Genomic DNA, 26062 nt, shown 5'->3' on the forward strand with positions numbered 1-26062 from the left:
AGCCCCGAAGCGTATTCTCCGGGGCGCAAACGACAAATACTCCTAATCCTATCCGATTTCGCATTACCTTTCAGATAGAGTCAACGGCTAACCGATGCCGCGCGGATGATTCCCTGCGCTATCTTCGCCCTACTCTCGGACTAAAAGCGGATTTTCTCTCATAAAGGCTTGTAGAAACGGATGGATTCGAACCACCGACCGCCGCTTGTGGTGCTCTCCCATTAAGCTAAGAATCTACTTGAGAGAATCGAACTCTCAACCTTCCACCACACACGGTGCTCTATCCACTGAGCTACGTTCCCAGAATAGGTGAACTATTTTCACAAACCGTTCACCTTGAAACACAAACAAAAAATAAAACACGACAAAACTACTAAATAACCCTCTCTTGGATTGTGGACGTTGACGGACTCGAACCGCCAATCTCCTCAAATGAGTTGTGTTAGCCATTACACCGAACGCCCATATTTGCCTACCATATCTTCACAGACTGGGCAGGCAGGTCAACAAAGTTGCTCCCGGATAGGCGGTCAAGCCACACCGGGATAGTCACTTAAAACAAAAGCAAAATAAAAACTTAAATGAGGACTCTCACCTCACGTTGTCCTTTACAACGGAATTATAGATTAAACAATAAAAAGCTTGTGGACAATGCGGGATTTGAACGCCGCGACCTGTACATGAAACCTTTAAACAATACCATGACAAATTACCAATACTAACTACATGTACCGCTCTACCAAGCTGAGCTAATTGCCCGTGTCTGTCCCTGCTCTCACGAGTAGAGACAACTCCCATGTCTAATTCTAAATCAATCTAATTATGTGTGAAACACTTCCTCCGCTGAGGTCTATATCTTGAACACCTTTTTCAGGACATTGTGATAAAACCAATACGAATACACAAGGCCAAAAAGGTTTATACCATAATTCCAGTCTCCCGTTACCGAGTCTACATCATTAAACATCAATAAACATGGTAGTGCCAATACGTTAAGCAGTAGCACGTTTATAATGATTCTTCTTTTCATTGTTCTTTCCCTTTCTTACTTTTGCAAAGCTCAACACATCCGAAGCATTGTAATAGCTTCTCCCATTAGATTTATACTCAACTCTCACTCTTTGAGTATTTACCAACACTCTTAACCTGCCCGGACCTCCTACTATTTTTTCAGATTCTCTCTTTGGAAAAGTGCGAGAATCCATAATAGTGAGGATGTCTGCCAATCTCGCCTCCGCTGTCCCGTCAATCAACATGGAACTGCGTAAATCACCATTCACTTCGTATATCATACCGTTAAAAAATAAAGTCGTTATTATTCTTTCGGCCAGTCCTTATATATCGCATGGCTGTCCGTACCCGTGATGGTATTCTCATTCTCCGTAAGTCAATATCATTACAAGTAACCTGCATCAATAAGAATAAAATAGAGAAGAGGAATTCAAGTCCGTGCCTGCGCAATTCCTTCAAGTCAAAATCACGCTTAAGCCTATCGCAAATCATATACAGAAGCAGTTCCGTATCTTTGGAAATACCCAACTTCCGGTATATCGTTCTTTTCTGGGTCTTGACAGTCCAAACCGATTTATTCAGATTGCCCGCCACCTCCTTGTCGGCAAGCCCCTTGCAGTACTCATTCGCGACAAGCAGTTCCGTAGGAGAAAGGGAAATCATCATGCGACCCTTTCCACATCAAAAATACCTTTCCTCTTGTCAACCTCCCCTACTTTCCAGTCAGCATCCTCAACGCAGAACTCCAATCTCAATCGGGGGATAATTGTCCCCTTTATGGAATTATACGCCTTAACCGGAAAAGTTAGAACTTCCCCTACCTCCATATCTCTCAAAGCCGGAGTGTAGTTTTCTGTGATTATTCGCTTTTTCATCGCTATAAAATTTTAATGATTAGTATTTGAGCTCTCCCGAGCCAATCCGATTGGCGGCATCACGCTTTATTCGGGAGATTTACTTAACTTTGCATTGCCACATTTAAAATTAAGTAAGCATGAGTAGTGAAAGAAATCTAATCAGACTCTACATGCGTTCTCTGGATGAACGAACAGAATGGGTATTCAAAATACAAACAACACTTTTAATGGTAGCTTCAACCACCTTTGCAGTAATCATTTCTTTAAGCAGTCCTTCAGAGGACAGTCTTTGCAACAAGCTTCTCCTTGTGACTGCAATATGCGTAAATGCACTCTGTATCCTTTTCTCTGGAATATCTTTATACGAGAATAGAGTGTTGAGCAATCAAGCTGTGCGCACCTATCGGGAATACCTAAGAAAATATCATAACGGGGAATTACCGCACGGTCAAGCTTACGTATATGAAAGCATACCAAAAAGAAAAATCTTCGTATTCTGTGAAGGATGTTCGTATGTTTCATTCCTGCTGTTTATCATCGTATTGGTTACATATACTATTGTAAGGAGTTTCTGTTAATTATTTCATGTTACGAAGTATCTTTTTAAAAACCCTCCAACAAAAGTATAGCACAAAGGGGAACAGTACCATTTGAACAATAGTCTGTATCACATAATTTACAGACAAGGCATCAATCGCATACTCGATTGGTGAATCCTTAATGTAATCTATTATTTCATTCATATTCTCTCTATTTTCGATTAATATTCGTGCCCCGATAAGCTCTCTCTGCTCTTCCCACCGGAGTTATCAGCTACTGTACTTCGCTGCATGACCGTTCGGGGCATGTCGGCTTCTTATTTCGCACCGTTGCAAATCTTTCGCTCGTTCTGAACTTCCATTCAGACATCGTCGCAAATTCTTGCTACTCCGGGTATCTCTCGCGTCCTCTATGCTGGGATTGAGGGTAAGCGCCAGTATCGCTTTCTGGAACGGATTGCTTAGGGCAATCACTCCATCTCGTTCTCCGTCTCCCATCAAAGGGTAGGCTCAATGACCGGACGGAGAATCTTTCAATTCGCCCATGCAAGGCTTTGCACGCCACTTGCGCAAGTATTCATGTTAAGCGTACAGCTGTTCTGCATGGTATATGTAGCTGCCTTTTCTGCGAATAATTATCTTAATCGCCTACGTAACGGGAACCGAAGGCACCTTTGCTGTTCTGATTGTAGTAAGCTGAAGCTGGAGCGTTGCAGTAATCATAAGAACTTCTTCTTTCCGGTCGTACCAAAGCTGCTTTCATTACTTCTTTCTCAGCCTTTCTCGCTTCTTCATCAGCAACACGTTTCTTTTCGTTAGCCCAAGCGAGTTTCAAGCAATCACCGAAAGTCTGTACACCGTGAGTAAGCTGGTATAGCTTGAAATACTTTCTGTATATCTCGTGAGCCGCTTTCATAATCTTGTGTAAATCGTACTTTTTCATTGTCTTACTCCTTTTTAGGTATGTTGTTTTTTTGGTTATCTCACTCAAACTTCGCATCTTTGCTGCTGTTGTCGTTGTTGACGTTGCAAATATACTATCATTTTTGATTATAACAATCAATTATGATATATTTATTAGTTAATAAAATATAATATGATTGTATGACCTTAAGAGAATTGCTGAAAGAAAAGGGAATAGCCTATAAAGTTGTATCCGATGCCTTAGGTATTCACCCCAACAATATGCCACGATATGACGACTTAATGAAGCGTAGCGTAGAAGAGGTGATGATTATATCTAAGGCAACGAATATAGACCTATCAGAATTGATTGGAATTTCATTACCAAGACAATCAGAAGTACCAACCCCCATCACCAACGAACGCCTGTTCTCCGTCATAGAGAGCCAGCAACGTACCATCGAGAACCTTTCAAAGAAATAACTATGGGGAACTGGAGCGAACAACAAGCAGTAAAGCAAGAACGGAAAGAAAAAGATAAGACTAGACGAGACAAACTCGCAGGATATTTCTTCGACTTATCCAAACTTTCTTTCGCTGGGTTGGTCATAGGAATTACACTACCTTTGTTCTCTGACACCCAAAACGCAACAATGTGGCTCGTTGCTATGTTTGGAATAGTATTAACCGTATTGTCGGCATTGCTGGCAAACAAAATATTAAAATAGTATGGAAGTATTAATATTCGTTTTCGCAGTAGGAGTAGCAATAGTAGGCGGTATTTACCTATGGACATTCACCAAATCAGGCAAGAAGTGGCTTGCAAGTCTGTAATTATTGCATCCTTTCAAATAGACAGCCGTCAGAACGAACCCATAGAGGTTAAGAACTGAAAGGGTGGTAGAAATACTACCCCTTTTTAAATTTGCAACATCAATAAATCAAAGAACTACTCCTTTTTAGGTATTACTTTAATTTTGCCAACTCAACTATTTTTCATTATTTTGTAGTCGTTGTTGACGTTGATGTTGCAAAGATACTAACAGTTAGTACAAATACAAACTTTTACTATCTAAAAGTTAGTTTATTTACAACATTTAACTAACTGTTAGTATATTCAAATATGGAAGCTTGGAAAAGAGTTGAATTTATTATTGAAAAAGAAGGCTTGAATAAGAATTCATTCAGTAAAGCTATTGGTATATCTAATAATGTAACTATCACTCGCATTATTAACGAGCATCGTACACCTTCACGTGCAACATGTGAAAAGATAGTTAGTGCATTCCCTGCATACAATTTAGAATGGCTACTAACTGGTGAAGGAAATATGCTTACCGATGCTCCATCACAGACGTACCACTCCAACGCCCGCCCAGTTGACGATTTAAGCTACATGAACGTGCCCGTTATACACATCAAAGCACAATGTGGTTATCTCGCCGGATATGGAGATACCGAATATATAGACACCTTGCCCACAATGCCGGTAATCGTAGATAAGACCTATCACGGAAAATACCGCATATTTGAAGCAGAAGGTGACAGTATGGATGACAACAGCAGGCTTGCCATCTGCGATGGTGACAAGGTTTTAGCAAGGGAAGTAAGACGTGACCTTTGGCTTCCCAAACTTCATATTAACGACTGGTACTTCGTTATTGTACACCGTACAAACGGCATATCCATCAAGCAAATCACGGCCCAAGATGATAAAGGTAATATCACCTGCCACTCGCTCAATGAGTTATTCAATGACTACACCGTTAACCTTGATGATGTAGTGGAGATATACAACGTGATTAAGGTTGTTGAACGCAATATGAGACTATAATATCAATCTAAAAAGTAAAATACTATGGATTTTAAAGACACTATTAAACAGCTTGCTGATAGAATTGAAAAGCTGAAAGATAACATTCAGACAGAAGAAGCTACTAAAAATGCTTTCATCATGCCCTTTATTAATGCTCTGGGATATGATGTGTTCAATCCTTTGGAAGTATTGCCAGAAATGACCTGCGATATTGGGACCAAGAAAGGAGAAAAGATTGATTATGCCATCATGAAGGACGACCAGCCTATATTGCTGATTGAATGTAAGCATTGGAAGCAAGATTTAAACCTACATGATAACCAACTACTACGCTATTTCAACGTATCAAAAGCTAAGTTCGGACTTTTGACCAATGGAATTATCTACCGCTTCTATACAGATTTGAAAGAACCCAATATAATGGATGATAAGCCTTTTTTGGAAGTGGATATTACGGATTTAAGGGATAATCAAATCGAGGAACTGAAAAAATTCCATAAATCATACTTTGATGTGGACAATATTCTGAACTCAGCCAGCGAATTAAAGTACATGGGAGAATTAAAGGCTATTATCCAAGAAGAATTCTCCTCGCCTAGCACTGATTTTGTGAAAATGTTTGCTACCAAAGTTTATGAAGGTAGAATGCTTCAAAATATAATAGACCAATTCACACCTTTAGTCAAACGCGCTATCTCTTCACATATCAACGATATTATTAATGACCGTTTGAAAGGAGCTTTGACAGTTAGTGATTCCAAAATAGAGGAAAGCCAAACAAAAAACAGTGGAAACACATCAGAAGAGACTACAGAAGAAGTAAATACAGAATCCAAGATTGTCACTACAGAAGAAGAGTTAGATGCATACAGAATTGTAAAAGCTATCTGTAGAAAGAAAGTAGATATATCCCGCATAGTATATCGTGATGCACAGACTTATTTCAGTATTCTGCTTGATGACAACAATCGCAAACCTATTTGTCGTATGTATTTCAATACAGCCACTAAGTATGTAGCCACTATTGATGAAAACAAGAAAGATGTGAAACATGTTATTGAAACCCTAGATGACATCTATAATTACGAGGATGATTTCTTCAAGACAATAGACATGTATGAGCACAAAGATTGATGTCAATTCGATTATAGCAAATATGAATCAAATAATTACCGAATGCTCATGTCAGTGGAAAACTCCAAACCATTGTTCCCTCACCCCTACCTGCAAAGGCTGGGGGTGTCGGTTCCTTGCCACTCCCATAGATAAGTTGCCGACCACCGACAAGGAGAAAGCAAAACTGTTCTCCAAGGTATACCGGGAAGCGAAAGAAAAGGGTGTACTGGAATGTCCGCACTATCGTTCGCTTTTCATCGACGAGGTTCTAGAGAACATTGAGAAAAGTAACGTTATACAACAAAACATGAGCTGATTTTTCCTATTTATTGTCGACATCAGATTTAAACCAGCCTATAAAGAAGTGATACACAGATTATAGCTATATTTTCAATACAATAAGTCTAGTTTAGTTTTTGTGTGAAGCACTTCCTCCGTAAGCGAACGTTGGAAGTGCTTTTTACATATCAACACTATTTAATCCACAAGCAGAAAAATTATCAAAGCAAATTTAAAAAACTATATATAACTACATATCAAACACCAACATAACATTCATTTTCTTATCTTTAATACAGAAACAAGTGGGCACGCATGTTTTATGATTTTACTAATCACATCTGTATAATGTTAGTTTCGCGACAACCATTATACGGTAATAATCTTGTAAATTATGGAAATCAAGAAAACATCCAAAGCAAGCCTGGAAAACAAGAAGTCAAGTTGGCTACTTGTAGGTTATGTAATTGTGCTGGTCTTCATGTTCGTTGCATTTGAATGGTCGAAGCGTGATGTTAGGATTGACATGAGCGGTGCTATTACCGAGAACGTATTTGAGCAGGAAATTGAAATTCCTATCACGGAGCAACCCGAATTAGTAGCTCCGCCACCCCCTCAAGCTCCTGCAATTGCCGAGGTATTGACAATTGTGGATGATAATGACAATGTGAAAGAAACAGCCATTGCCTCTTCCGAAGAAATCGGTGAAGCTGTAATCATCAAACCCATATCTCCAACCGTAGATGAAGAGATTCCGGTAGAGGATGAGATTTTTGAAGTTGTAGAGAAGAATCCCGAGTTTTCTTATAATGGCATGAGTCTGATGCAATATCTGGGTAAGAGTATAAAATACCCGACTATTGCACAAGAGACCGGAACCCAGGGGCGCGTAATAGTACAATTCGTTGTCAACAAAGACGGCAGCATCGTAGATGTAAAAGTAGTAAGAGGCGTAGATCCCTATCTGGACAAAGAAGCTATCCGTGTGATTTCCACCATGCCCAAATGGAAACCCGGTGAGCAACGAGGCAAACCGGTCCGTTGTAAATTCACAGTTCCCGTAATGTTTAAATTACAATAGCAGACATGCCAGTGTCCACTTTCCACTTGTCTTCATAAGGTAATCTCCAATATCCGAGGGTGTGTCGAAACTGGTATTCACCACAGATTACACAGATTTGCACAGATAAGTATCTTTGACTATCAGTAGATTAAGCTCATTCTGTGTTAATCCGTGTAATCTGTGGTGAATTTTGACACACCCCCATTTTTTTAAGTATCAACACAGCCATTTCCTTCTTCCATATTTTTCTTTCCGCAGAAAAACAAAAACATTCAGCCCTCTCAGACTGTTACATAGAAAAACAATATATCACTCCTGATAAAACCACACGATAATGAAATCACAACTCTTTGACATCAGAAGAGAATATAAGAAAGGCAGGCTGACACCGGGTAACCTCAACGACAATCCCCTTGAGCAATTCGACCATTGGCTGAACGATGCTATCCATAGTGATGAGTACGAGCCCACCGCCATGACGGTAGCTACAGTCTCGTCAGACGGACATCCCTCTACACGCACAGTGTTGCTGAAAGGGGTGGAAAATGGCCGGTTCATCTTCTTCACCAACTACGAAAGCAGAAAAGGCCGGCAACTGACTGCAAATCCGTATATATCCTTATCTTTCGTATGGCACAAACTGGAAAGGCAAATACACATTGAAGGAAAAGCTGAAAGATGCGCTCCTGCCGATTCTGACGCCTATTTTGCAAGCAGGCCTTACAAAAGTAAAATCGGGGCGAGGATTTCACCCCAAAGTCACGTCATCGGCAGCCGTATGGAGATAATGCGCGCGTTCGTCCGCGAAGCGGCAACATGGATAGGGCAAAGTATCAAACGTCCCGACAACTGGGGAGGTTTTGCCGTCACCCCTTTCCGTTTTGAATTCTGGCAAGGACGGGAAAGCAGGCTACACGACCGTTTCCTCTATTCCCAACAAGCGGATGGCAGCTGGAAAAAGGAGAGGCTGGCTCCCTAAATACGGACAGGGAAACACTTCTCATCACAAATAAATCTTAAAAGGAGGAACAAAGCCACAGAAACGCTGTTTGAAGGGGAAACTCTAAAAACAACAGTTATGAATTACGGTATCAGTATTCTTTTCAGGGCTATACCCTTGTTGATGGCCCTTTTCTGTTTCGGCTACGGAGCCTTTGTGCTCCACGAAGGACTGGATTCGGCAAAATTTGTGGCCGGTCCGGTAGTATTTTCCTTAGGGATGATTTGCATTGCCTTGTTCGCCACAGCGGCAACAATCATTAGACAAATTATTCATACCTACAATCCGATAGCCAGATACGCACTTCCGGTTATTGGTTACCTGGCAGCCGTACTCACAGTAATCTATGGTTGGAATTATATGCACGAAGCTGCCACGGCAAGCAATTTCGTGGCAGGACACGTGATTTGCGGAGTCGGTTTCATCACAGCTTGTGTAGCTACCACAGCCACAGCCTCCACCCGCTTCACCCTCATTCCCGCCAACTCGGAACGTACCGACCAGCTACAACCTGCCGATGCATTCAATTCCTCCCAGGGATATATCCTGATAGCAGTTGCCACCCTTATGGCAGTAATGGCATGGATATGGGCCTTCTGGCTATTGTCAAAAAGCAGCGAGCACAATGCATATTATGTAGCAGGCCATGTCATGGCAGGACTTGCTTGTATCTGTTCCAGCTTGGTGGCGCTGGTTGCAACCATCGTCCGCCAGATACGCAACAACTATACAAAGTCTGAACGGAAACAATGGCCGGCCCTTGTTTTGATAATGGGCAGCATCAGCATTCTCTGGGGACTTCTGGTCTTGGCCAACAGCAATCCGGCACTCTCCTCCACAGGATATATTATGATAGGCCTGGGACTGGTATGCTACAGCATTTCCAGCAAAGTCATACTACTTGCCGCCATCTGGCGGAACACTTTCAAGCTGGCCAACCGCATCCCGCTGATTCCGGTCTTCACGGCCCTGGCTTGTCTGTTTCTCTCCGCCTTTCTGTTTGAGATGGCAAGCCTGCACAATGCCTATTTTGTCCCTGCACGCGTACTGGCAGGTTTGGGAGGCATCTGCTTTACATTATTCTCCATCGTAAGCATTCTGGAGAGCGGTACATCTAAGTAGACATTTTCCCGCCATTGGCCTGAGCATCGAGGAACAATTCCACACGCTCGGCATGGTGGGCCACATAAGCTGCCGGACCGGTATCCCCGGAATCAAGAATATCGCGGACCACATCCGCCTTATTCTTGCCGGTAACAAAGAAAATAAGATTCTTCGCAGCAAACAAAAGGCAGCCGGTCATGGCTATGCGTTTCTGCCCATTATAGGGATTGACACTCACCTCATAAGGATGAAAGGAAGAAAGCAGATATTCCTGCCCCGGAAAGATAGAGGAGGTATGCCCGTCGTCTCCAGCACCGAGCAAAACAACATCGAAGGCCGGGAAGCCACCCCAAAGCGGAACCGTGCGGCAAACCAGCGTCGAATAGTTCTTTGCTTCAATCTCCGGGCGGTTCACTCCATAAATAGGGTAAACGTATTCATCGGGCATGCCTACTTCATCCAACAGCAAACGGCGCATGGTACCATAATTGCTCTCATAATCCTCTGCCGGCACACACCGTTCATCCACCCAATAAATCCGCATCCGCATCCAAGGAGTCACCTCCTTGTACTCGTTAGCCCAAATGTCAAACATCAACGAAGGAGTACTCCCCCCGCTGAATGCAAAATAAAAGGTCTTTTCCGGCTCACGCTCCATCATCGCAATCAAATGTTCAATCAACGCATGTGCCGTAGCTGTAGCCGAATGGTAAACATAACTTTTCATAACTCGCAATATTCATCTGTATTAGTCAAATTCTTACACGGATTAGTCCACTCAGCACCATGTTCGTGCATCATCGCTTCACTTTCCAAAGGTCCCCACGTACCTACGGGATACCCATATAAAGGAGCATCCGTATGCTCTTTCCAATAACGCAACACGGGATCGAAAAAGCGCCATGAAGCCTCTACCGCGTCGCTGCGGGTAAAGAGTGTAGGGTCACCTTGTATGCAGTCCTCTATCAGACGGGCATAGGCATCGCCGGTAGGCAACCCGCCCAACTGGTCATAACTGAAGTCCATCATCACCTGCTTCACGTCAAATCCCGGTCCGGGAGTCTTCATGCCGAATTTCAGCACAATACCTTCATTGGGTTGCAGGCGGAGAATCAGCTTATTCGCGCGGGGACAATGTCCACCCTCGCAACGGAACATCTGATGGGGCGTCTCACGGAAATGTACAACAATCTCAGTCACCTTTGTCGGCATTTGTTTGCCGGTACGGATATAGAAAGGAACACCCTTCCACCGCCAGTTGTTAATACCGATTTTCATGGCAATATACGTTTCGGTACGCGAATCAGGTGCCACGTTCTTCTCTTCCCTATACCCGGCTTTCGAGCCCGAAGCCGTATATTGTCCGCGGACAATGTGTTCCTCCAAATCCTCCTCTGTCAAGGGGGCCAATGACTCATAGACCTTCACCACCTCGTTGCGGAAATTATCGGCATTGAAAACGGCAGGCGGTTCCAATGCTGTGAGCGCCACAAGCTGTATGAGGTGGTTTTGTACCATATCGCGCAGGGCTCCGGCACCTTCATAGAATCCACCACGTCCTTCGATACCCAGATTCTCTACGGCTGTAATCTCCACATAGTCTATATAATTACGGTTCCATAGCGGTTCGAAGATTCCGTTGGCAAAACGGAAGGCGAGAATGTTCTGCGCCGTTTCCTTACCCAGAAAATGGTCGATGCGGTAAATCTGATGCTCCTTGAAAACGGAAGCATAAATGCTATTCAGCTTTCTGGCTGACTCCAAATCGTAACCGAACGGCTTTTCAACGATGATACGCGTATCAGGACGGTTCAGACCGGCCGCCTTCAAGTGCAAGGGAATGACACCGTACAAGGAAGGTGGAGTAGCCAGATAGAACAGCAGGTTGTCCGGTTTCTGCTCACCGGTAAACTCTTGTAAACGTCCGTCCAGCAGATGATAGCCTTCAACCTCGGCGGGATCCAATGTCTGGTAATGCAGATGGCTGCAAAAATCCCTCATTTTATCTTCCACCTGCTCTCTGGAAGCTACGAACTTACTCAATTCACTCATTATATATTCTTGGTAACGGGCATCCGTATACTCGGTGCGTCCTATCCCCAGAATGGAGAATCCTTCCGGCAACCGCCCGCCACTATACAAAGTATAGAGCGCCGGCATCAGTTTGCGCTTCGTCAAGTCACCCGAAGCGCCGAATATAACAATCACTAATTTATTCATCATCTTCTCCCCCTTTCTCACACATTGTACGTACCCGATTTCGTATCTCCTCCGTGTCCCGTCCAATTTTCATGGAAAAACTGTCCACGCAACTCGTCTGTCCTTTCAAAGGTATGCGCACCAAAATAGTCACGTTGCGCCTGAATCATATTGGCAGGCAACTTGGCAGACACCAGCGAATAGAAATAATTCAAGGCGGACGAGAATGCAGGCACCGGAAGTTCCTCTTTCATGGATTGTGCCACCAGATGTTTCCAGCCGGAAAGCAACAGCTGCATTTCATTTTTGAAATAAGGAGCCAACAGCAGATGTTTGGGCTTGTCTTTTGCCTCGAAAGCCGTAGCTATGTCGTTCAGGAAAATACTACGGATAATGCAGCCGCCCCGCCACATGCGTGCGATGGATGCCAAATCGAGGTTCCAGGCAAAAGCGTCGGATGCACGCTGCAACACGGCGAATCCCTGAGCATATGACACTAATTTGGAAGCATAGAGTGCGGAATAGATATCCTTCACCATCTCCGACTTGTTGTACACCGCCTGCGAGCGTCGGCACACAAATTGCTTGGAAGCCGTTTCACGCAAACCCTTCTGTGCCGACAAACTACGTTCGAACACAGCCGTAGCAATCAGCCCCAACGGCATGCCCAGCTCCATCGCATTGATAACGGACCACTTGCCCGTACCTTTCTGTCCGGCGGTATCCAATATCTTATCTATCAGGTAACCTCCTGATTTGTCCTTATGACGCAGTATGTTGGCGGTAATTTCAATGAGATAGCTACGCAACTTACCCTCATTCCAATCAGCAAAGATTTCCGCCATCTGTCCATTGTCCAGACCAAGCAGATTCTTCATCACCCAATAAGCTTCGGCAATAAGCTGCATATCTCCATATTCGATACCGTTATGTATCATCTTGACGAAATGACCGGAACCGGCAGGACCAATCCACTGGCAGCACGGGGTACCGTCAGATGCTTTTGCCGCAATACTCTGCAGGATAGGCTTCACCTCAGGCCAGGCACTTTCAGATCCTCCGGGCATGATAGACGCGCCGTTCAGCGCTCCTTCCTCTCCACCGGAAACTCCAGCTCCCACAAAACGGAAGCCTTTCTTTTCGGCCAATGCCACACGCCGGTTGGTGTCCTCATAATTGGAATTACCACCGTCAATCAGGATATCCCCTTCGGACAAATGGGGAAACAGCTGTTCCATCAGTTCATCCACCGCACTGCCGGCACGAACCATCATCATTATTTTGCGGGGTATGGCAATGGAAGTTACAAATTCGGCTATATCTGTATAGCCTTCAATTTTTTTCCCTTTGGCGCGGCCGTTCACAAAACGCTCCACCACCCCTTCTTCCACTCCCGGAACCGTACGATTATATACCGAAACATTCCATCCCTTATCTGCCATATTGAGGGCCAAATTCTCGCCCATAACTGCCAGACCGATAAGTCCAATGTCTGTTTTATTTAAATTCTTCATATTCATGTAAATTTTGTCTTTATATGGAAACAAAATGCTAACAGCATTTGTTCGTATGAATTACGAAAATAAAATAGTACTTTTGTCAGCGAAAGCCTATTTTTCAACCAGACAGAAAACCAATGCTCATGAAGAACTTCCACATCGGACTATTGCCACGCATCATCATTGCCATTATCTTAGGTATACTTTTCGGAAATTTCCTACCGGCTTCGCTGGTACGGCTGTTCGTAACATTCAATGCCATTTTCAGTGAATTCCTGAACTTCTCCATCCCCCTCATCATTGTGGGACTGGTCACGATTGCCATTGCCGACATCGGCAAAGGAGCCGGACGGATGCTGGTCGTCACGGCGCTCATTGCTTACGGAGCTACCTTATTCTCCGGCTTTCTCTCCTATTTCACCGGTATGGCGGTATTTCCTTCCCTCATAGAAACCGGGGTGCCGTTAGAAGAAGTCAGTGAATCTCAAGGCATCCTTCCCTATTTTTCCGTGGGTATCCCGCCCTTGATGAATGTTATGACCGCACTCGTACTTGCCTTCACACTGGGGCTGGGCCTGGCTCATCTGAAAAGTGAGGTACTGAAAAATGCGGCACGCGATTTTCAAGAGATTGTCATCCGCATGATCAGTGCAGTGATATTGCCGCTGCTTCCCATCTATATTTTCGGCATTTTCCTCAACATGACGCACAGTGGACAAGTATTCGGCATCCTGATGGTCTTTATTAAGATTATCGGTGTAATCTTCCTGCTTCACATCTTTCTCCTGGTATTCCAATACAGCATTGCGGCACTGTTTGTCCGCAAGAACCCTCTCAAACTACTGGGACGAATGATGCCTGCCTACTTCACGGCTCTAGGCACTCAATCCAGTGCCGCCACTATCCCTGTAACATTGGAGCAAAGTCGGAAGAACGGCGTCTCTGCCGATATTGCCGGATTCGTCATCCCACTTTGCGCCACCATCCATCTGTCGGGCAGCACATTGAAGATTGTGGCATGCGCCCTGGCACTGATGATAATGCAAGGCATGCCCCATGATTTCCCTCTATTTGCAGGATTTATCTTCATGCTGGGCATCACTATGGTAGCCGCTCCCGGGGTACCGGGAGGCGCCATCATGGCATCACTGGGCATCCTGCAATCCATGCTGGGCTTCGACGAGTCGGCACAAGCGCTGATGATTGCACTATACATAGCGATGGACAGCTTCGGTACTGCCTGCAATGTGACGGGCGACGGGGCAATCGCACTGATTATCGACAAAGTGATGGGAAAGAAATAGTTTATATTTTGCCATCTCGTGGAAAATAACGAATATTGCAGTCCGAAAAGACATAATAACAAGAAGCATACATTATGAAGAAAGCCCTTATCTCCGGCATTACCGGGCAGGACGGCTCGTTCCTTGCCGAATTCCTCCTGCAGAAAGGATATGAAGTGCACGGTATCCTGCGTCGCTCTTCCTCTTTCAACACCGGCCGCATCGAACACCTCTACTTCGATGAGTGGGTACGCGACATGAAACAGAAACGTACCATTAACCTGCACTATGGAGACATGACAGACTCCAGCTCTCTCATCCGTATCATCCAGAGTGTGCAGCCGGACGAAATATATAACCTTGCCGCCCAAAGCCATGTCAAAGTATCCTTCGACGTGCCCGAATATACCGCCGAAACCGATGCCGTAGGCACCCTGCGCATGCTCGAAGCCGTACGCATTCTCGGTATGGAAAAGAAGACACGCATCTACCAGGCCTCCACTTCCGAGCTCTTCGGAAAAGTGCAGGAAGTGCCGCAAAGCGAAACGACCCCGTTCTATCCCCGCAGCCCCTATGGCGTAGCCAAACAGTATGGCTTTTGGATTACAAAGAACTACCGCGAAAGCTATGGCATGTTTGCTGTAAACGGCATACTCTTTAACCACGAGAGCGAACGCCGAGGTGAAACCTTCGTGACAAGAAAAATCACACTGGCGGCTGCCCGCATCGCCCAAGGCTTCCAGGACAAGCTGTATCTGGGCAATCTGGATGCCCGGCGCGACTGGGGATATGCCAAAGACTACATCGAGTGCATGTGGCTCATCCTGCAGCACGACACCCCCGAAGACTTCGTCATTGCCACCGGAGAAATGCATACCGTACGCGAATTTGCGACACTGGCATTCCGGGAGGTAGGCATCACTCTGTGCTGGGAAGGCCAGGGAGTGGATGAGAAGGGTATCGACACACAGACCGGAAAAGTCCTCGTGGAAGTCGACCCCAAATATTTCCGGCCTGCCGAAGTGGAACAATTGCTGGGCGACCCCACCAAAGCAAAAACACTGCTGGGATGGAATCCGAGGCAGACCAGTTTTGAAGAGTTGGTACGCATCATGGCAGAGCACGACATGAAATTTGTGAAGAAACTGTATTTAAGAAGCAAAGAGCTTTGAATGAACTATTAAACTTTCAGACAACAATGTTAGACAAAAATGCCAAAATATATGTAGCAGGCCACCGGGGACTGGTAGGTTCTGCCATCTGGAAAAATCTTGAGGAGAAAGGATACACCAATCTCATCGGCAAGACCCACACAGAACTCGATCTGCTCGACGGAGTTGCCGTACGCCGCTTCTTCGACGAGGAGCAGCCCGAATATGTATTCCTTGCCGCCGCCTTTGTGGGTGGCATTATGGCCAACAGTATCTACCGTGCCGATTTCATCTACAAGAACCTGCAGATACAACAGAACGTCATCGGCGAAAGCTTCCGCCACGGAGTGAAAAAACTTCTCTTTCTTGGCAGCACCTGCATCTATCCCCGTGATGCCGAACAGCCGATGAAAGAAGACGCACTCCTCACTTCTCCGCTGGAATACACGAACGAGCCCTATGCCATCGCCAAAATAGCCGGACTGAAAATGTGCGAAAGCTTCAATCTTCAATACGGTACGAACTACATTGCCGTGATGCCCACCAACCTTTACGGTCCCAACGACAACTTCGACCTGGAACGCAGCCACGTGCTCCCTGCCATGATACGCAAGATACACCTCGCCCACTGCCTGAAACAAGGCGACTGGGATGCCGTACGCCACGACATGAACCTGCGTCCGGTGGAAGGCATCAACGGCGACAGCAGCAAAGAAGACATTCTGAATATCCTCCGGAAATACGGCATCAGCGAAGAAGAAGTGAGATTATGGGGTACCGGCACCCCCTTGCGCGAATTCCTCTGGAGCGAGGAGATGGCAGATGCCAGCGTCTTCGTCATGGAACACGTCGACTTCAAAGATACCTTCGAGCCGGACGACAAGGAAATCCGCAACTGTCACATCAATATCGGTACGGGCAAGGAAATCACTATCCGCCAGTTGGCAGAGCTGATTGTCAACACCGTAGGCTATCAGGGCCGGTTGACCTTCGACACTTCCAAACCCGACGGCACCATGCGCAAACTGACCGATCCCGGTAAGTTACATGCATTGGGATGGCATCATAAGATTGATATCGAGGAAGGTGTGCAACGCATGTACCGATGGTACTTGGGAAAGTAATTAGTGACGTCTGATTAGCCATGAATGCCATACGGTACAAGGTGGGAACTGTATTGTTTATATTGCTGATACTTTTATCAGGTATCAGCCCAACCATGAATGCCATGATAGCTCCCGTGACCTATTCCGTTCGCGGCAAAGTCATCGACAGACAGTCCAGACAACCCGTGGCCTACGCCAACGTTTTCGTTGCCGGCATCCCCGGGAAAGGGGCATCCACCGATTCACTCGGCACATTCAAGATAGAGCAGGTACCTCCGGGCATTTATAGCCTTGAGGCATCCTGCATAGGATACCAGACTGTTTCCACCCCCGAATATATCGTTTCAGCCTCAACCCCGTTCATCGAGATAGAGATGGAAGAGGATGCCAATCTGCTGAACACAGTAGTGGTGGTGCCTTCCCCCTTCCGGCGAAATATCGAAAGCCCGGTCAGCATGCGTATCATCGGCTTGCAGGAAATAGAGAAAAGTCCCGGAGCCAACCGGGATGTTTCGCGCATCGTACGCTCCTATCCCGGCGTCTCTTTCTCTCCCATCGGCTATCGCAACGACTTGATTGTTCGGGGCGGTTCTCCTTCCGAAAACCGCTTTTATATGGATGGCATCGAAATCCCCAACATCAACCACTTTGCCACTCAGGGTGCATCCGGAGGACCGGTAAGTATTGTCAATGCCGACCTGATACGCGAGATTACATTTTATACGGGCGCCTTCCCCGCCAACCGCTCCGGAGCCTTGAGTTCCGTCCTCGACTTCCGCCTCAAGGACGGAAATCCGGACAAGCAGGCGTTCAAAGCCACCATCGGCGCATCGGAAGTCTCGCTCAGCGGAGCAGGCCATCTGGGGCAGCGCACCACTTATCTGTTCTCCGCACGCCAGTCCTACCTGCAACTTTTGTTCAAGGCTTTGGGACTGCCCTTCCTGCCCAATTTCATTGACGGACAATTCAAAACAAAAACCCGTTTCAACGAGCACAGCGAGCTGACCCTGCTTGGTCTTGCAGGCATTGACAAGATGAAACTGAATACCGATGAAAAAGGAGAAGATGCCGAATATCTGCTCAGCTATCTCCCCACTATCCATCAGGAAACATTCACTCTCGGAGCCTCTTACAGACACTACAATGGAAGGCACGTACAATCCCTTATACTGAGCCATAACTACCTGAACAACCGCAATCTGAAATACCGCAACAACGATGACTCTTCCGAAGACAACCTGACCCTGCGCCTACGCTCCACAGAACAAAAGACCACCCTGCGTTTCGAAAACCAAACGCGCTTGGGAGCATGGACCCTAAAAGAAGGAGCAGAACTGAACAACTCCATCTATACAAACCACAGCAGGCAAAGACTATACGGCAGTCATTCGGGTACGCTTTCCATCTACGAAACCTCACTCAACATCTTCGGCTGGGGGGCTTTCTTCTCTTCCAACTATACCACCGCCGACAAGCGTCTGGCCCTTTCTGCCGGTATCCGTATGGATGGCAACACTTACAACCGAAAGATGCGGCAGCTATGGAAACAGTTCTCCCCACGCCTCTCTGCATCCTACAAACTCTCGGAACAATGGACCCTGAGCGGAAGTACCGGCCTCTACCACCAATTGCCTCCCTACACCGCTTTGGGATATAAAGACAATGAAGGGCAATATCTCAACAAAAACCTGAAGTACATGCAGGTCTTTGAAAGCAGCCTCGGTGTGGACTGGCACCTGCAAGACCGGTTCATGGTTTCTGCAGAAGGTTTCTTCAAGCGTTACAGCCGTATGCCACTTTCCCTCCAAGACAACATTCCGTTGGCATGCAAAGGAAACGATTACGGTGTCACCGGCAACGAAGCACTCGTCCCTACAGCCAGCGGCAGGGCCTACGGACTGGAAACCATGTTCCGCTGGCAGGCATCCGGCAAGTTCAATCTCGTATCCTCCTTCACCTTATACCGCAGCGAATACCGCAACCGTTCAAATGGAGACTTCATTCCATCTGCCTGGGACAACCGTTTCATACTCAACATGAGCGGTACATACAACCTGCCCCGGCGCTGGAGCATAGGAGGCAAGCTAAGCTATATAGGCGGCAGCCCCTACACTCCCTATGATGAAGACAAATCATCACTCGTAGAAGCATGGGATGCCAAAGGACAGCCCTACTACGACTATGCGTACTATAATACCGGGCGGCTTCCCAACTTTGCCCAGTTAGACTTGCGTGTGGACAAGTCCTTCTACTTCCATCACTGCATGATAGGAATCTACCTGGACATACAGAATATCACCGGCAACAAACTGAAGCAGCCGGATGTGATAATGAGTACGGGCATCATCGAAAATCCGTCCGCTCCTGTTGCCGAACAGCGCTATAAAATGAAATACCTCAAGCAGGAAAGCGGCACTATCCTGCCTACTTTAGGTATAACTGTCGAGTTTTAGCAAATAGCCGCCATAAAAACTATTTTCCCTATAAAAGTTTGCTTTCTATATATAAACCCTTATATTTGCACAATTTTCAACCAAATGTGCAATTAATATCATGGAACAAAGTTTTATCGCCTATATAGAGAATAGCATAAAGGAAAATTGGGATTTAGACGCTCTGACCGACTATAAGGGAGCAACCCTACAATATAAGGACGTAGCCCGCAAAATAGAAAAGCTGCATATCATTTTCGAGGCAAGCGGCATCAAGAAAGGCGATAAGATTGCCGTCTGTGGCCGCAACAGTTCCCACTGGGGCGTAACGTTCCTCGCAACATTGACCTACGGTGCGGTAATCGTCCCCATCCTTCACGAGTTCAAGGCAGACAATGTACACAACATCGTGAACCATTCCGAAGCCAAACTGCTTTTCGTAGGCGACCAGGTTTGGGAAAACCTCAACGAAAGTGCCATGCCGCTGCTGGAGGGCATCATGATGATGGCAGACTTCTACATTCTTGTCTCCCGTAGCGAAAAGTTGGACTATGCCCGCGAACATCTCAACGAAATGTTCGGTAAGAAATACCCCAAGAACTTCCGCAAGGAACATGTCAGTTATCACAAGGACCAGCCCGACGAACTGGCGGTCATCAACTATACATCCGGCACCACCAGTTACTCCAAAGGAGTGATGCTGCCCTACCGCAGCCTTTGGTCAAACACCACTTTTGCTTTCGAAGTATTGCCGCTGAAAGCCGGTGACAAGATTGTCTCCATGCTGCCAATGGCACATATGTACGGACTTGCATTCGAGTTTCTGTATGAATTCGCCGTAGGTTGCCACATATTCTTCCTCACTCGTATGCCCAGCCCCAAAATCATTTTCCAGGCTTTCACCGAAGTGAAGCCTAACCTGATTGTGGCTGTTCCGCTCATTATCGAAAAGATTATAAAGAAGAGCGTACTGCCCAAGCTGGAAACTCCCGCCATGAAGTTGTTGCTGAAAGTACCCATCATCAATGACAAGATAAAGGCGACCGTACGCGAACAAATGATTCAAGCCTTTGGCGGAAACTTTGCAGAAATCATTGTAGGAGGAGCTGCCTTCAACCAGGAAGTGGAGCAGTTCTTAAAGATGATAGATTTCCCCTATACGGTAGGCTATGGAATGACGGAATGCGGTCCCATCATCTGTTACGAGGATTGGACCCGCTTCAAACCCGGTTCTTGCGGAAAGGCCGCACCGCGTATGGAGGTGAAAATCCTATCATCCGATCCCGAAAACATTCCGGGAGAGATTGTCTGCCGTGGTCCCAATGTCATGCTGGGTTACTACAAGAACGACGAGGCCACCGTACAGGTACTCGACAAAGACGGCTGGCTGCACACCGGAGACCTTGCCCTGATGGATGCCGAAGGCAACGTAAGCATCAAGGGACGCAGCAAGAACATGCTCCTTGGTCCGAGCGGTCAGAATATCTACCCGGAAGAGATAGAAGACAAACTGAACAATATGCCGTATGTAGCCGAAAGCATCATCGTGCAGCAGAATGAGAAACTGGTAGGTCTGGTTTACCCCGACTTCGATGATGCCTTTGCCCATGGGCTGAACAATGACGACATCGAACGCGTCATGGAGGAAAACCGTGTGGCACTGAATGCAGAACTGCCCGCATACAGCCAGATATTCAAAATGAAAATCTATCCTGAAGAATTTGAAAAAACGCCGAAGAAATCTATCAAACGCTTCTTGTATCAGGAGGCCAAAGGATAATGTAAAAAAACAATTAAACTACAACCTATCTAACCCTTTCTAAATTATTATCTAAATGAGAAACGAATTATTATTATCCGCCATGCTTCCGATATGCGGAATGGCGGGAGAAGCGTATGGCATGCCGCCTGGGGATGCCGTACCTGCTCCAAAAGAGCAGCCAAACATCATTCTGTTCCTAGTGGATGACATGGGATGGCAAGACACGTCCCTCCCCTTTTGGACACAGCGTACCAAGTACAACGATACGTACCATACTCCCAACATGGAACGGATGGCTACACAAGGCAAAATGTTTACGCAGGCCTATGCATGCAGCATCAGTTCACCTACGCGTGTCAGCCTTTTTACGGGAATGAATGCTGCCAGGCATCGAGTCACCAGTTGGACCCTCCGCAAGAACACTACCCATGAACAACCCGACTCGGTCATGATTTATCCGGAATGGAACGTTAACGGCATTTGTCAAGAGCCTGGCGTGGAACGGACCACACAAGTCACCTCCCTGGCCGAAGTGCTCAAAGACCATGGCTATCACACCATTCATTGCGGAAAAGCCCACTTCGGTGCTGAAGGCACTCCCGGAGCCGACCCGTTGAAAATGGGGTTTGAAGTGAACATAGCCGGACATGCTGCCGGTTCACCTGCCAGCTACTATGGCAAGGAGAATTTCGGCAACAAAACAGACGGTAAAAGCCCGCTGGCTGCCGTACCCGGTCTGGAGAAATATCATGGAACCGACACTTTCCTAAGTGAAGCCCTTACCATAGAGGCCATGAAGGCCCTGGACGATGCACAGCAGACTGACAAGCCATTCTTTCTGTACATGGCACACTATGCCATCCATACCCCTATACAACCTGACATGCGTTTCTACCAGAAGTACCTGGACAAAGGCCTTCCTCCGGTAGAAGCTGCCTATGCTACTCTCATTGAGGGTATGGACAAAAGTCTGGGAGACATTATGGATTATCTGGACAAGAACAACCTGACGGAAAACACTATCCTCATCTTCATGTCCGACAATGGCGGTTTGGCGGCCCATACCCGCGCCGGACAACTGCATGTCCAGAACTATCCGCTCAACAGTGGTAAAGGTTCCGCCTACGAAGGAGGCATACGTGAACCGATGATTGTCCGCTGGCCGGGCATCGTAGCGCCCCAAACCCAATGCGACCATTACTTGATGATAGAGGACTTCTTCCCCACCATCCTTGAGATGGCAGGCGTAGACAACTATACAACCGTACAGCAACGCGACGGCATCAGTTTCATGCCATTGCTCACCGGAAAAGGTAAAATGAAAGACCGTGATATCTACTGGCATTATCCCAATAGCTGGGGTCCTTCCGGCCCGGGCATCGGAGCCACTTGCTCCATCCGTTCGGGCGAGTGGAAGCTGGTGTATTATTTCGGTGACGGTAGACGGGAACTTTTCAACATCCCCGCCGACATCAGTGAAAAACATGATATGGCCCGAGAGAAGCCTGAAGTTGTCAAAGAGTTGTCACGGAAATTAAGTAATTACCTCCGGTCTGTGGATGCGCAGCGCCCTCTGTTGCGTGCCACCCGCCAACCAGCTCCCTGGCCGGACGAAATATAGAAAAAAGTATGAAACGAAACCTTTCCCTCCTCCTTGTGTCCCTGCTTTTTGCAGGGACAGCTCTTGCCCAAGAACATAATCCGGGCAGCGTACAGCCGGATACGATTCAGAAATCCTCCGAGAAATCTTTCCGGAAACAACGCTCTCCACAAACAGACCATGGCCCGGTAGGTATCAATATCTCCTTATGGAAAAACATCTCCACACAGCGGACTGATACCATAGGAAGCACCTGCTTCAATCTGGGTGTGTTCTCCTCCATGAACCGTCTGAATGGCCTCGGCATGAATATTCTTGGCAGTGTAACCGGCAGGGATGTGAACGGTGTACAGATGGCAGGTCTGTCAAATATGGTGGGGGGAAGCATGCGAGGCATGCAGATAGCAGGAATTACCAACATCAATGGCAACAACCTTATCGGAGTATCCGTTTCGGGACTGGTAGGTATCACCGGAAACCATGCGCAAGGCGTCATCATTTCCGGTCTGGCAAACATCAGTGGGGACTATAATCGTGGCGCCTCCATAGGCGGCCTGTTGAATATCAGCGGAGAAGGTGCTTCCGGCATACACTTTGCCGGACTCGCCAATATTTCCGGTGGAAATTTCAAAGGATTTTCAGGGGCCGGCCTGCTAAGTGTAATCGGTGAAGACTTGAATGGCATGCAGATGTCCGCCCTTACCAACATCACCGCCGGAGATATGACCGGTGTTCAGGTTTCCGGCCTGGGCAATGTGGTGGGTGGTACAGCCCGAGGATTACAAATAGGCGCTGCCAATATGGCCATACGTGCCAAAGGGCTTCAAATAGGTCTATTCAACTACTACAAAGAAAAATTAGATGGTTTCCAGTTGGGATTAGTCAATGCCAATCCCCAAACAAAAGTTCAACTGATGTTTTTCGGTGGTAATGCCACCAAGCTGAATGTAGGTGCCCGTTTCAAGAACCGGCTCTTCTATACCATCCTCGGTGGCGGTACCCATTATCTGGATTTTGGCGATAAGTTTTCCGCTGCCCTCTTCTACCGTGCCGGTCTTGAATTACCGCTCTACAAACAGCTGTTCATCAGCGGAGATCTGGGATACCAACATATAGAAACCTTCAAGAACAAGGACTACGGCATTCCGGCACGTCTCTATGCCCTCCAGGCACGTGTCAATCTGGAATACCACCTGACCGAGCGCTTTGGCATATTCCTCACCGGCGGTTATGGCGGCAGCCGCTACTACACCCAAGGGAAAACCTATGACAAAGGCATCATTGTAGAGGGCGGGGTGACGATACTGAAATTATAAATTATTGTTTCTCCTTAATCAGCCCCGTCCTATACGCCACCAGCAGTTTCATCAAATCCTGAATCTGCGTAACGAGTTCACTTCCTTTATCCGTATCCTTCACCATCATACGCTGCGAATTGAATTCGACAACCAGGGTTGTAGACTTGATGTCTTGTCCTTCTTCAATGGCTTTCTGACGGCTCTGGAACGGCTCATGCTGCACCAACTGCAAGCCGTGGGAATGATATACCAGCGTATATCCCGCAATTCCCGTTTCCGGCTGATAGGCTTTTGAAAAACCACCGTCAATCACCAGCAGCTTACCATCCGCTTTGATGGGTTTCTCACCTTTAATGGTCTTTACCGGTACATGTCCGTTGATGATATGCGAATGTGGCCCCGGCTTCACGCCGAACTCTTCAAGAATGCGGTCACACACCTCAGCCTCGTTGCGCAAAGCATAGTAATGCCCTTTCGTCTCCTTATGCAATGTTTTGTCGGCCACAAAATAGCGTTCAAAGGTAGCCATCTTGTCTTTATCGAAGGAAGGGGCATCCGGTCCGCACCACATGTACCAGACATAATCCAGTGCAAACTGTTTCTCGTCCGAACCGTCCTCGTCAAAGTAAGCGGTACGTATCAGCTGGTCGGTCTTTTTCAGCAACTTACGTCCCCAGTATTCCTTTTGGCCGATGCGGACATGTTTAAAACTGCCGTCCGCATTCAGAGGCACGGAAGCATGATAAAGCAGGTTACTGTTGCACACCAGATACATGCCGCCATACGTAAACAAGCAGCGCATGTGCTTCTTCATCTTCTCGCTGTTCATGAAAGAAGAATGAATCCGGTGCATCAGTTCGCGCTCTTCGTCCGACAGACGATACGGGTCCGCCGGGTCTACGGTGGGGAAATTCACATCGCGCAACGGATATTCCTTGCCTTCGTATACAAACACACCACGCTCGAAATCCACCAGATGCAGCAGTTTCCGGTTCTCCATACCGAACTCAGGACGGCGGCTGATGATTTCCGCCTCCAGTTTCAACTGGATAACCGTAATCGCCTTGTGCATCTGTGTAATCAGCCGCAAGGTCTTCTCATTGTATTCCGCATCGGCAAAGTTCATTTTCGGCGCAAAGATGGTGCAAGGGTCATCCGCATAGGTATCCATGGCAAACGTTGCAAGCGGCAACAGATTGATGCCATAACCATCCTCCAGCGTTGCTAAATTGGCATAGCGCATCGACATACGGATTACGTTGGCTATACAAGCATCATTACCCGATGCGGCACCCATCCACAGAATATCGTGGTTACCCCATTGGATGTCGAAATTATGATAATCACAGAGAGTATCCATGATAATATGCGCACCCGGTCCGCGGTCGTATATATCGCCCACGATATGCAGCGAGTCGATGGTCAAGCGCTGGATAAGGTTGCACATCGCCACAATAAAATCATCCGCACGCTTCGTAGAGATAATGGTACTGATTATGACATTGATATAGGCATGCTTGTTAGGTTCGATGCTCGATTCGTGCAACAGCTCTTGAATGATATACGAGAACTCTGCTGGAAGTGCCTTGCGTACTTTCGAACGGGTATATTTGGACGAAACGTTCTGGCATACTTTTACCAACTGGTTCAGTGTTATCAAATACCAGTCATCCAGGTCCGTTTCCTGCTCCTTGATAAGTTGCAGCTTCTCTTCCGGATAATAAATTAACGTACAGATTTCCTTCTTCTCACTTTCGCGCAGTGTATGCCCGAATATTTCGTTCACCTTACGTTTCACTGCCCCCGATGCATTCTTCAGCACATGCTGAAAAGCCTCATACTCGCCATGAATATCCGTCAGAAAATGCTCTGTACCTTTCGGCAGATTCAGAATGGCCTCCAGATTGATGATTTCTGTACTGGCATCAGCAATGGTAGGAAAACTGCGTGATAATAATTGCAAATAACGCAAGTCATTGACAATACTTTCCGGAGTTATATTTCCCATAGTTATTTAATTGATAGTTGATAATTGACAGTTGAT

General features: G+C 46.6%; 23 protein-coding genes and 3 tRNA genes. 15 read left to right on the top strand and 11 right to left on the bottom strand.

Annotation, left to right across the window (positions count from 1 at the left end; all coding sequences use genetic code 11):
- Positions 1–171: 171 nt before the first annotated feature.
- From DW800_RS19715 to DW800_RS17335, 7 genes are all read right to left on the bottom strand, one after another.
- Positions 172–302 (bottom strand) — tRNA-OTHER (locus DW800_RS19715).
- A gap of 94 nt (positions 303–396) precedes the next feature.
- Positions 397–464: transfer RNA gene (locus tag DW800_RS17315), tRNA-OTHER, on the bottom strand.
- Positions 465–645: 181 nt separating this feature from the next.
- Positions 646–759, bottom strand: a tRNA-OTHER gene (locus tag DW800_RS19720).
- A 233-nt stretch (positions 760–992) separates the two neighbouring features.
- The gene (locus DW800_RS19725; protein ID WP_117866150.1) at positions 993–1292 is read right to left on the bottom strand and encodes a hypothetical protein; all 300 of its coding nucleotides are present in this window, start codon (positions 1290–1292) and stop codon (positions 993–995) included.
- A 4-nt stretch (positions 1293–1296) separates the two neighbouring features.
- Positions 1297–1677, bottom strand: coding sequence for a helix-turn-helix domain-containing protein (locus DW800_RS17325; RefSeq protein WP_229034725.1), 381 nt, complete (start codon positions 1675–1677; stop codon positions 1297–1299).
- On the bottom strand, positions 1674–1886 hold the full coding sequence (locus tag DW800_RS17330) for a hypothetical protein (RefSeq protein ID WP_117589300.1): 213 nt from the start codon (positions 1884–1886) through the stop codon (positions 1674–1676). Before DW800_RS17330 ends, DW800_RS17325 begins: the two co-directional genes overlap by 4 nt.
- A 1161-nt stretch (positions 1887–3047) precedes the next feature.
- Positions 3048–3350 carry a hypothetical protein gene (locus DW800_RS17335; protein ID WP_117600669.1) on the bottom strand — a complete coding sequence of 101 codons (303 nt, stop codon included), beginning with the start codon at positions 3348–3350 and terminating at the stop codon, positions 3048–3050.
- A 161-nt stretch (positions 3351–3511) separates the two neighbouring features.
- On the opposite strand from DW800_RS17335, the gene DW800_RS17340 reads away from it, so the two are divergent.
- The 8 genes from DW800_RS17340 to DW800_RS17375 all read left to right on the top strand — a co-directional run bounded on the left by DW800_RS17340 (position 3512) and on the right by DW800_RS17375 (position 9706).
- Positions 3512–3793, top strand: a complete 282-nt coding sequence (locus tag DW800_RS17340) for a hypothetical protein (RefSeq protein WP_117589216.1) — start codon at positions 3512–3514, stop codon at positions 3791–3793.
- Positions 3794–3795: 2 nt separating this feature from the next.
- Complete coding sequence (locus tag DW800_RS17345) at positions 3796–4038, top strand: hypothetical protein (RefSeq protein WP_117589215.1); 243 nt, start codon at positions 3796–3798, stop codon at positions 4036–4038.
- A gap of 602 nt (positions 4039–4640) precedes the next feature.
- Positions 4641–5144 carry a helix-turn-helix transcriptional regulator gene (locus DW800_RS17350; RefSeq protein ID WP_147335287.1) on the top strand — a complete coding sequence of 168 codons (504 nt, stop codon included), beginning with the start codon at positions 4641–4643 and terminating at the stop codon, positions 5142–5144.
- A 24-nt stretch (positions 5145–5168) separates the two neighbouring features.
- Positions 5169–6260 carry a type I restriction endonuclease gene (locus DW800_RS17355; protein WP_117589212.1) on the top strand — a complete coding sequence of 364 codons (1092 nt, stop codon included), beginning with the start codon at positions 5169–5171 and terminating at the stop codon, positions 6258–6260.
- 22 nt (positions 6261–6282) lie between these two features.
- Complete coding sequence (locus tag DW800_RS17360; protein WP_129643995.1) at positions 6283–6558, top strand: hypothetical protein; 276 nt, start codon at positions 6283–6285, stop codon at positions 6556–6558.
- 357 nt (positions 6559–6915) lie between these two features.
- Complete coding sequence (locus DW800_RS17365; RefSeq protein ID WP_005828058.1) at positions 6916–7602, top strand: energy transducer TonB; 687 nt, start codon at positions 6916–6918, stop codon at positions 7600–7602.
- 316 nt (positions 7603–7918) lie between these two features.
- Positions 7919–8563, top strand: a complete 645-nt coding sequence (gene pdxH / locus DW800_RS17370) for a pyridoxamine 5'-phosphate oxidase (RefSeq protein WP_035448172.1) — start codon at positions 7919–7921, stop codon at positions 8561–8563.
- A 99-nt stretch (positions 8564–8662) separates the two neighbouring features.
- Positions 8663–9706: a DUF2776 family protein gene (locus DW800_RS17375; RefSeq protein ID WP_005828056.1), complete on the top strand. Its 1044-nt coding sequence runs from the start codon at positions 8663–8665 to the stop codon at positions 9704–9706.
- Here the strand turns inward: DW800_RS17375 and pgl are convergent.
- Genes pgl through gnd form a run of 3 tightly spaced genes read right to left on the bottom strand, consistent with a single transcriptional unit; the run spans position 9699 to position 13401 of the window.
- Entirely contained in the window at positions 9699–10415 is a 717-nt protein-coding gene (gene pgl / locus DW800_RS17380; protein ID WP_005828055.1) for a 6-phosphogluconolactonase, read from the bottom strand. The genes DW800_RS17375 and pgl overlap by 8 nt on opposite strands.
- Positions 10412–11908, bottom strand: coding sequence for a glucose-6-phosphate dehydrogenase (gene zwf / locus DW800_RS17385; RefSeq protein WP_117589218.1), 1497 nt, complete (start codon positions 11906–11908; stop codon positions 10412–10414). Before zwf ends, pgl begins: the two co-directional genes overlap by 4 nt.
- 17 nt (positions 11909–11925) lie before the next feature.
- Positions 11926–13401, bottom strand: coding sequence for a decarboxylating NADP(+)-dependent phosphogluconate dehydrogenase (gene gnd, locus DW800_RS17390; protein WP_034523384.1), 1476 nt, complete (start codon positions 13399–13401; stop codon positions 11926–11928).
- Positions 13402–13529: 128 nt separating this feature from the next.
- On the opposite strand from gnd, the gene DW800_RS17395 reads away from it, so the two are divergent.
- The 7 genes from DW800_RS17395 (at position 13530) to DW800_RS17425 (ending at position 24036) form a co-directional block, all read left to right on the top strand.
- A complete protein-coding gene (locus DW800_RS17395) occupies positions 13530–14690 on the top strand; it encodes a dicarboxylate/amino acid:cation symporter (RefSeq protein ID WP_005837656.1) in 1161 nt (386 codons plus the stop codon).
- A gap of 74 nt (positions 14691–14764) precedes the next feature.
- Positions 14765–15841 carry a GDP-mannose 4,6-dehydratase gene (gene gmd, locus DW800_RS17400; protein ID WP_005836261.1) on the top strand — a complete coding sequence of 359 codons (1077 nt, stop codon included), beginning with the start codon at positions 14765–14767 and terminating at the stop codon, positions 15839–15841.
- Between the two features lie 26 nt (positions 15842–15867).
- Complete coding sequence (locus DW800_RS17405; protein ID WP_034525574.1) at positions 15868–16944, top strand: GDP-L-fucose synthase family protein; 1077 nt, start codon at positions 15868–15870, stop codon at positions 16942–16944.
- A 20-nt stretch (positions 16945–16964) separates the two neighbouring features.
- Positions 16965–19379, top strand: a complete 2415-nt coding sequence (locus tag DW800_RS17410) for a TonB-dependent receptor (RefSeq protein WP_119958234.1) — start codon at positions 16965–16967, stop codon at positions 19377–19379.
- A gap of 100 nt (positions 19380–19479) precedes the next feature.
- Positions 19480–21138 (top strand): long-chain fatty acid--CoA ligase, encoded by a 1659-nt coding sequence (locus tag DW800_RS17415; RefSeq protein ID WP_005828046.1) that lies wholly within the window; start codon positions 19480–19482, stop codon positions 21136–21138.
- Between the two features lie 55 nt (positions 21139–21193).
- Positions 21194–22741, top strand: a complete 1548-nt coding sequence (locus DW800_RS17420) for a sulfatase (protein ID WP_005828045.1) — start codon at positions 21194–21196, stop codon at positions 22739–22741.
- Between the two features lie 8 nt (positions 22742–22749).
- A complete protein-coding gene (locus DW800_RS17425) occupies positions 22750–24036 on the top strand; it encodes an LA_2272 family surface repeat-containing protein (protein ID WP_016273485.1) in 1287 nt (428 codons plus the stop codon).
- Position 24037: 1 nt separating this feature from the next.
- Here the strand turns inward: DW800_RS17425 and DW800_RS17430 are convergent, their stop codons facing one another.
- Positions 24038–26026: a fructose-1,6-bisphosphatase gene (locus tag DW800_RS17430; protein ID WP_005828043.1), complete on the bottom strand. Its 1989-nt coding sequence runs from the start codon at positions 26024–26026 to the stop codon at positions 24038–24040.
- Positions 26027–26062: the final 36 nt, after the last annotated feature.

The sequence above is a fragment of the Bacteroides sp. AM32-11AC genome, from assembly GCF_003603515.1.
Classification (GTDB): domain Bacteria; phylum Bacteroidota; class Bacteroidia; order Bacteroidales; family Bacteroidaceae; genus Bacteroides; species Bacteroides uniformis.

Coding starts and splice junctions, on each gene's coding strand:
- DW800_RS19725 (WP_117866150.1), bottom strand. CDS start 1,292: ATGATATACGAAGTGAATGGTGATTTACGCAGTTCCATGTTGATTGAC.
- DW800_RS17325 (WP_229034725.1), bottom strand. CDS start 1,677: ATGATGATTTCCCTTTCTCCTACGGAACTGCTTGTCGCGAATGAGTAC.
- DW800_RS17330 (WP_117589300.1), bottom strand. CDS start 1,886: ATGAAAAAGCGAATAATCACAGAAAACTACACTCCGGCTTTGAGAGAT.
- DW800_RS17335 (WP_117600669.1), bottom strand. CDS start 3,350: ATGAAAAAGTACGATTTACACAAGATTATGAAAGCGGCTCACGAGATA.
- DW800_RS17340 (WP_117589216.1), top strand. CDS start 3,512: ATGACCTTAAGAGAATTGCTGAAAGAAAAGGGAATAGCCTATAAAGTT.
- DW800_RS17345 (WP_117589215.1), top strand. CDS start 3,796: ATGGGGAACTGGAGCGAACAACAAGCAGTAAAGCAAGAACGGAAAGAA.
- DW800_RS17350 (WP_147335287.1), top strand. CDS start 4,641: ATGCTTACCGATGCTCCATCACAGACGTACCACTCCAACGCCCGCCCA.
- DW800_RS17355 (WP_117589212.1), top strand. CDS start 5,169: ATGGATTTTAAAGACACTATTAAACAGCTTGCTGATAGAATTGAAAAG.
- DW800_RS17360 (WP_129643995.1), top strand. CDS start 6,283: ATGAATCAAATAATTACCGAATGCTCATGTCAGTGGAAAACTCCAAAC.
- DW800_RS17365 (WP_005828058.1), top strand. CDS start 6,916: ATGGAAATCAAGAAAACATCCAAAGCAAGCCTGGAAAACAAGAAGTCA.
- pdxH (WP_035448172.1), top strand. CDS start 7,919: ATGAAATCACAACTCTTTGACATCAGAAGAGAATATAAGAAAGGCAGG.
- DW800_RS17375 (WP_005828056.1), top strand. CDS start 8,663: ATGAATTACGGTATCAGTATTCTTTTCAGGGCTATACCCTTGTTGATG.
- pgl (WP_005828055.1), bottom strand. CDS start 10,415: ATGAAAAGTTATGTTTACCATTCGGCTACAGCTACGGCACATGCGTTG.
- zwf (WP_117589218.1), bottom strand. CDS start 11,908: ATGAATAAATTAGTGATTGTTATATTCGGCGCTTCGGGTGACTTGACG.
- gnd (WP_034523384.1), bottom strand. CDS start 13,401: ATGAAGAATTTAAATAAAACAGACATTGGACTTATCGGTCTGGCAGTT.
- DW800_RS17395 (WP_005837656.1), top strand. CDS start 13,530: ATGAAGAACTTCCACATCGGACTATTGCCACGCATCATCATTGCCATT.
- gmd (WP_005836261.1), top strand. CDS start 14,765: ATGAAGAAAGCCCTTATCTCCGGCATTACCGGGCAGGACGGCTCGTTC.
- DW800_RS17405 (WP_034525574.1), top strand. CDS start 15,868: ATGTTAGACAAAAATGCCAAAATATATGTAGCAGGCCACCGGGGACTG.
- DW800_RS17410 (WP_119958234.1), top strand. CDS start 16,965: ATGAATGCCATACGGTACAAGGTGGGAACTGTATTGTTTATATTGCTG.
- DW800_RS17415 (WP_005828046.1), top strand. CDS start 19,480: ATGGAACAAAGTTTTATCGCCTATATAGAGAATAGCATAAAGGAAAAT.
- DW800_RS17420 (WP_005828045.1), top strand. CDS start 21,194: ATGAGAAACGAATTATTATTATCCGCCATGCTTCCGATATGCGGAATG.
- DW800_RS17425 (WP_016273485.1), top strand. CDS start 22,750: ATGAAACGAAACCTTTCCCTCCTCCTTGTGTCCCTGCTTTTTGCAGGG.
- DW800_RS17430 (WP_005828043.1), bottom strand. CDS start 26,026: ATGGGAAATATAACTCCGGAAAGTATTGTCAATGACTTGCGTTATTTG.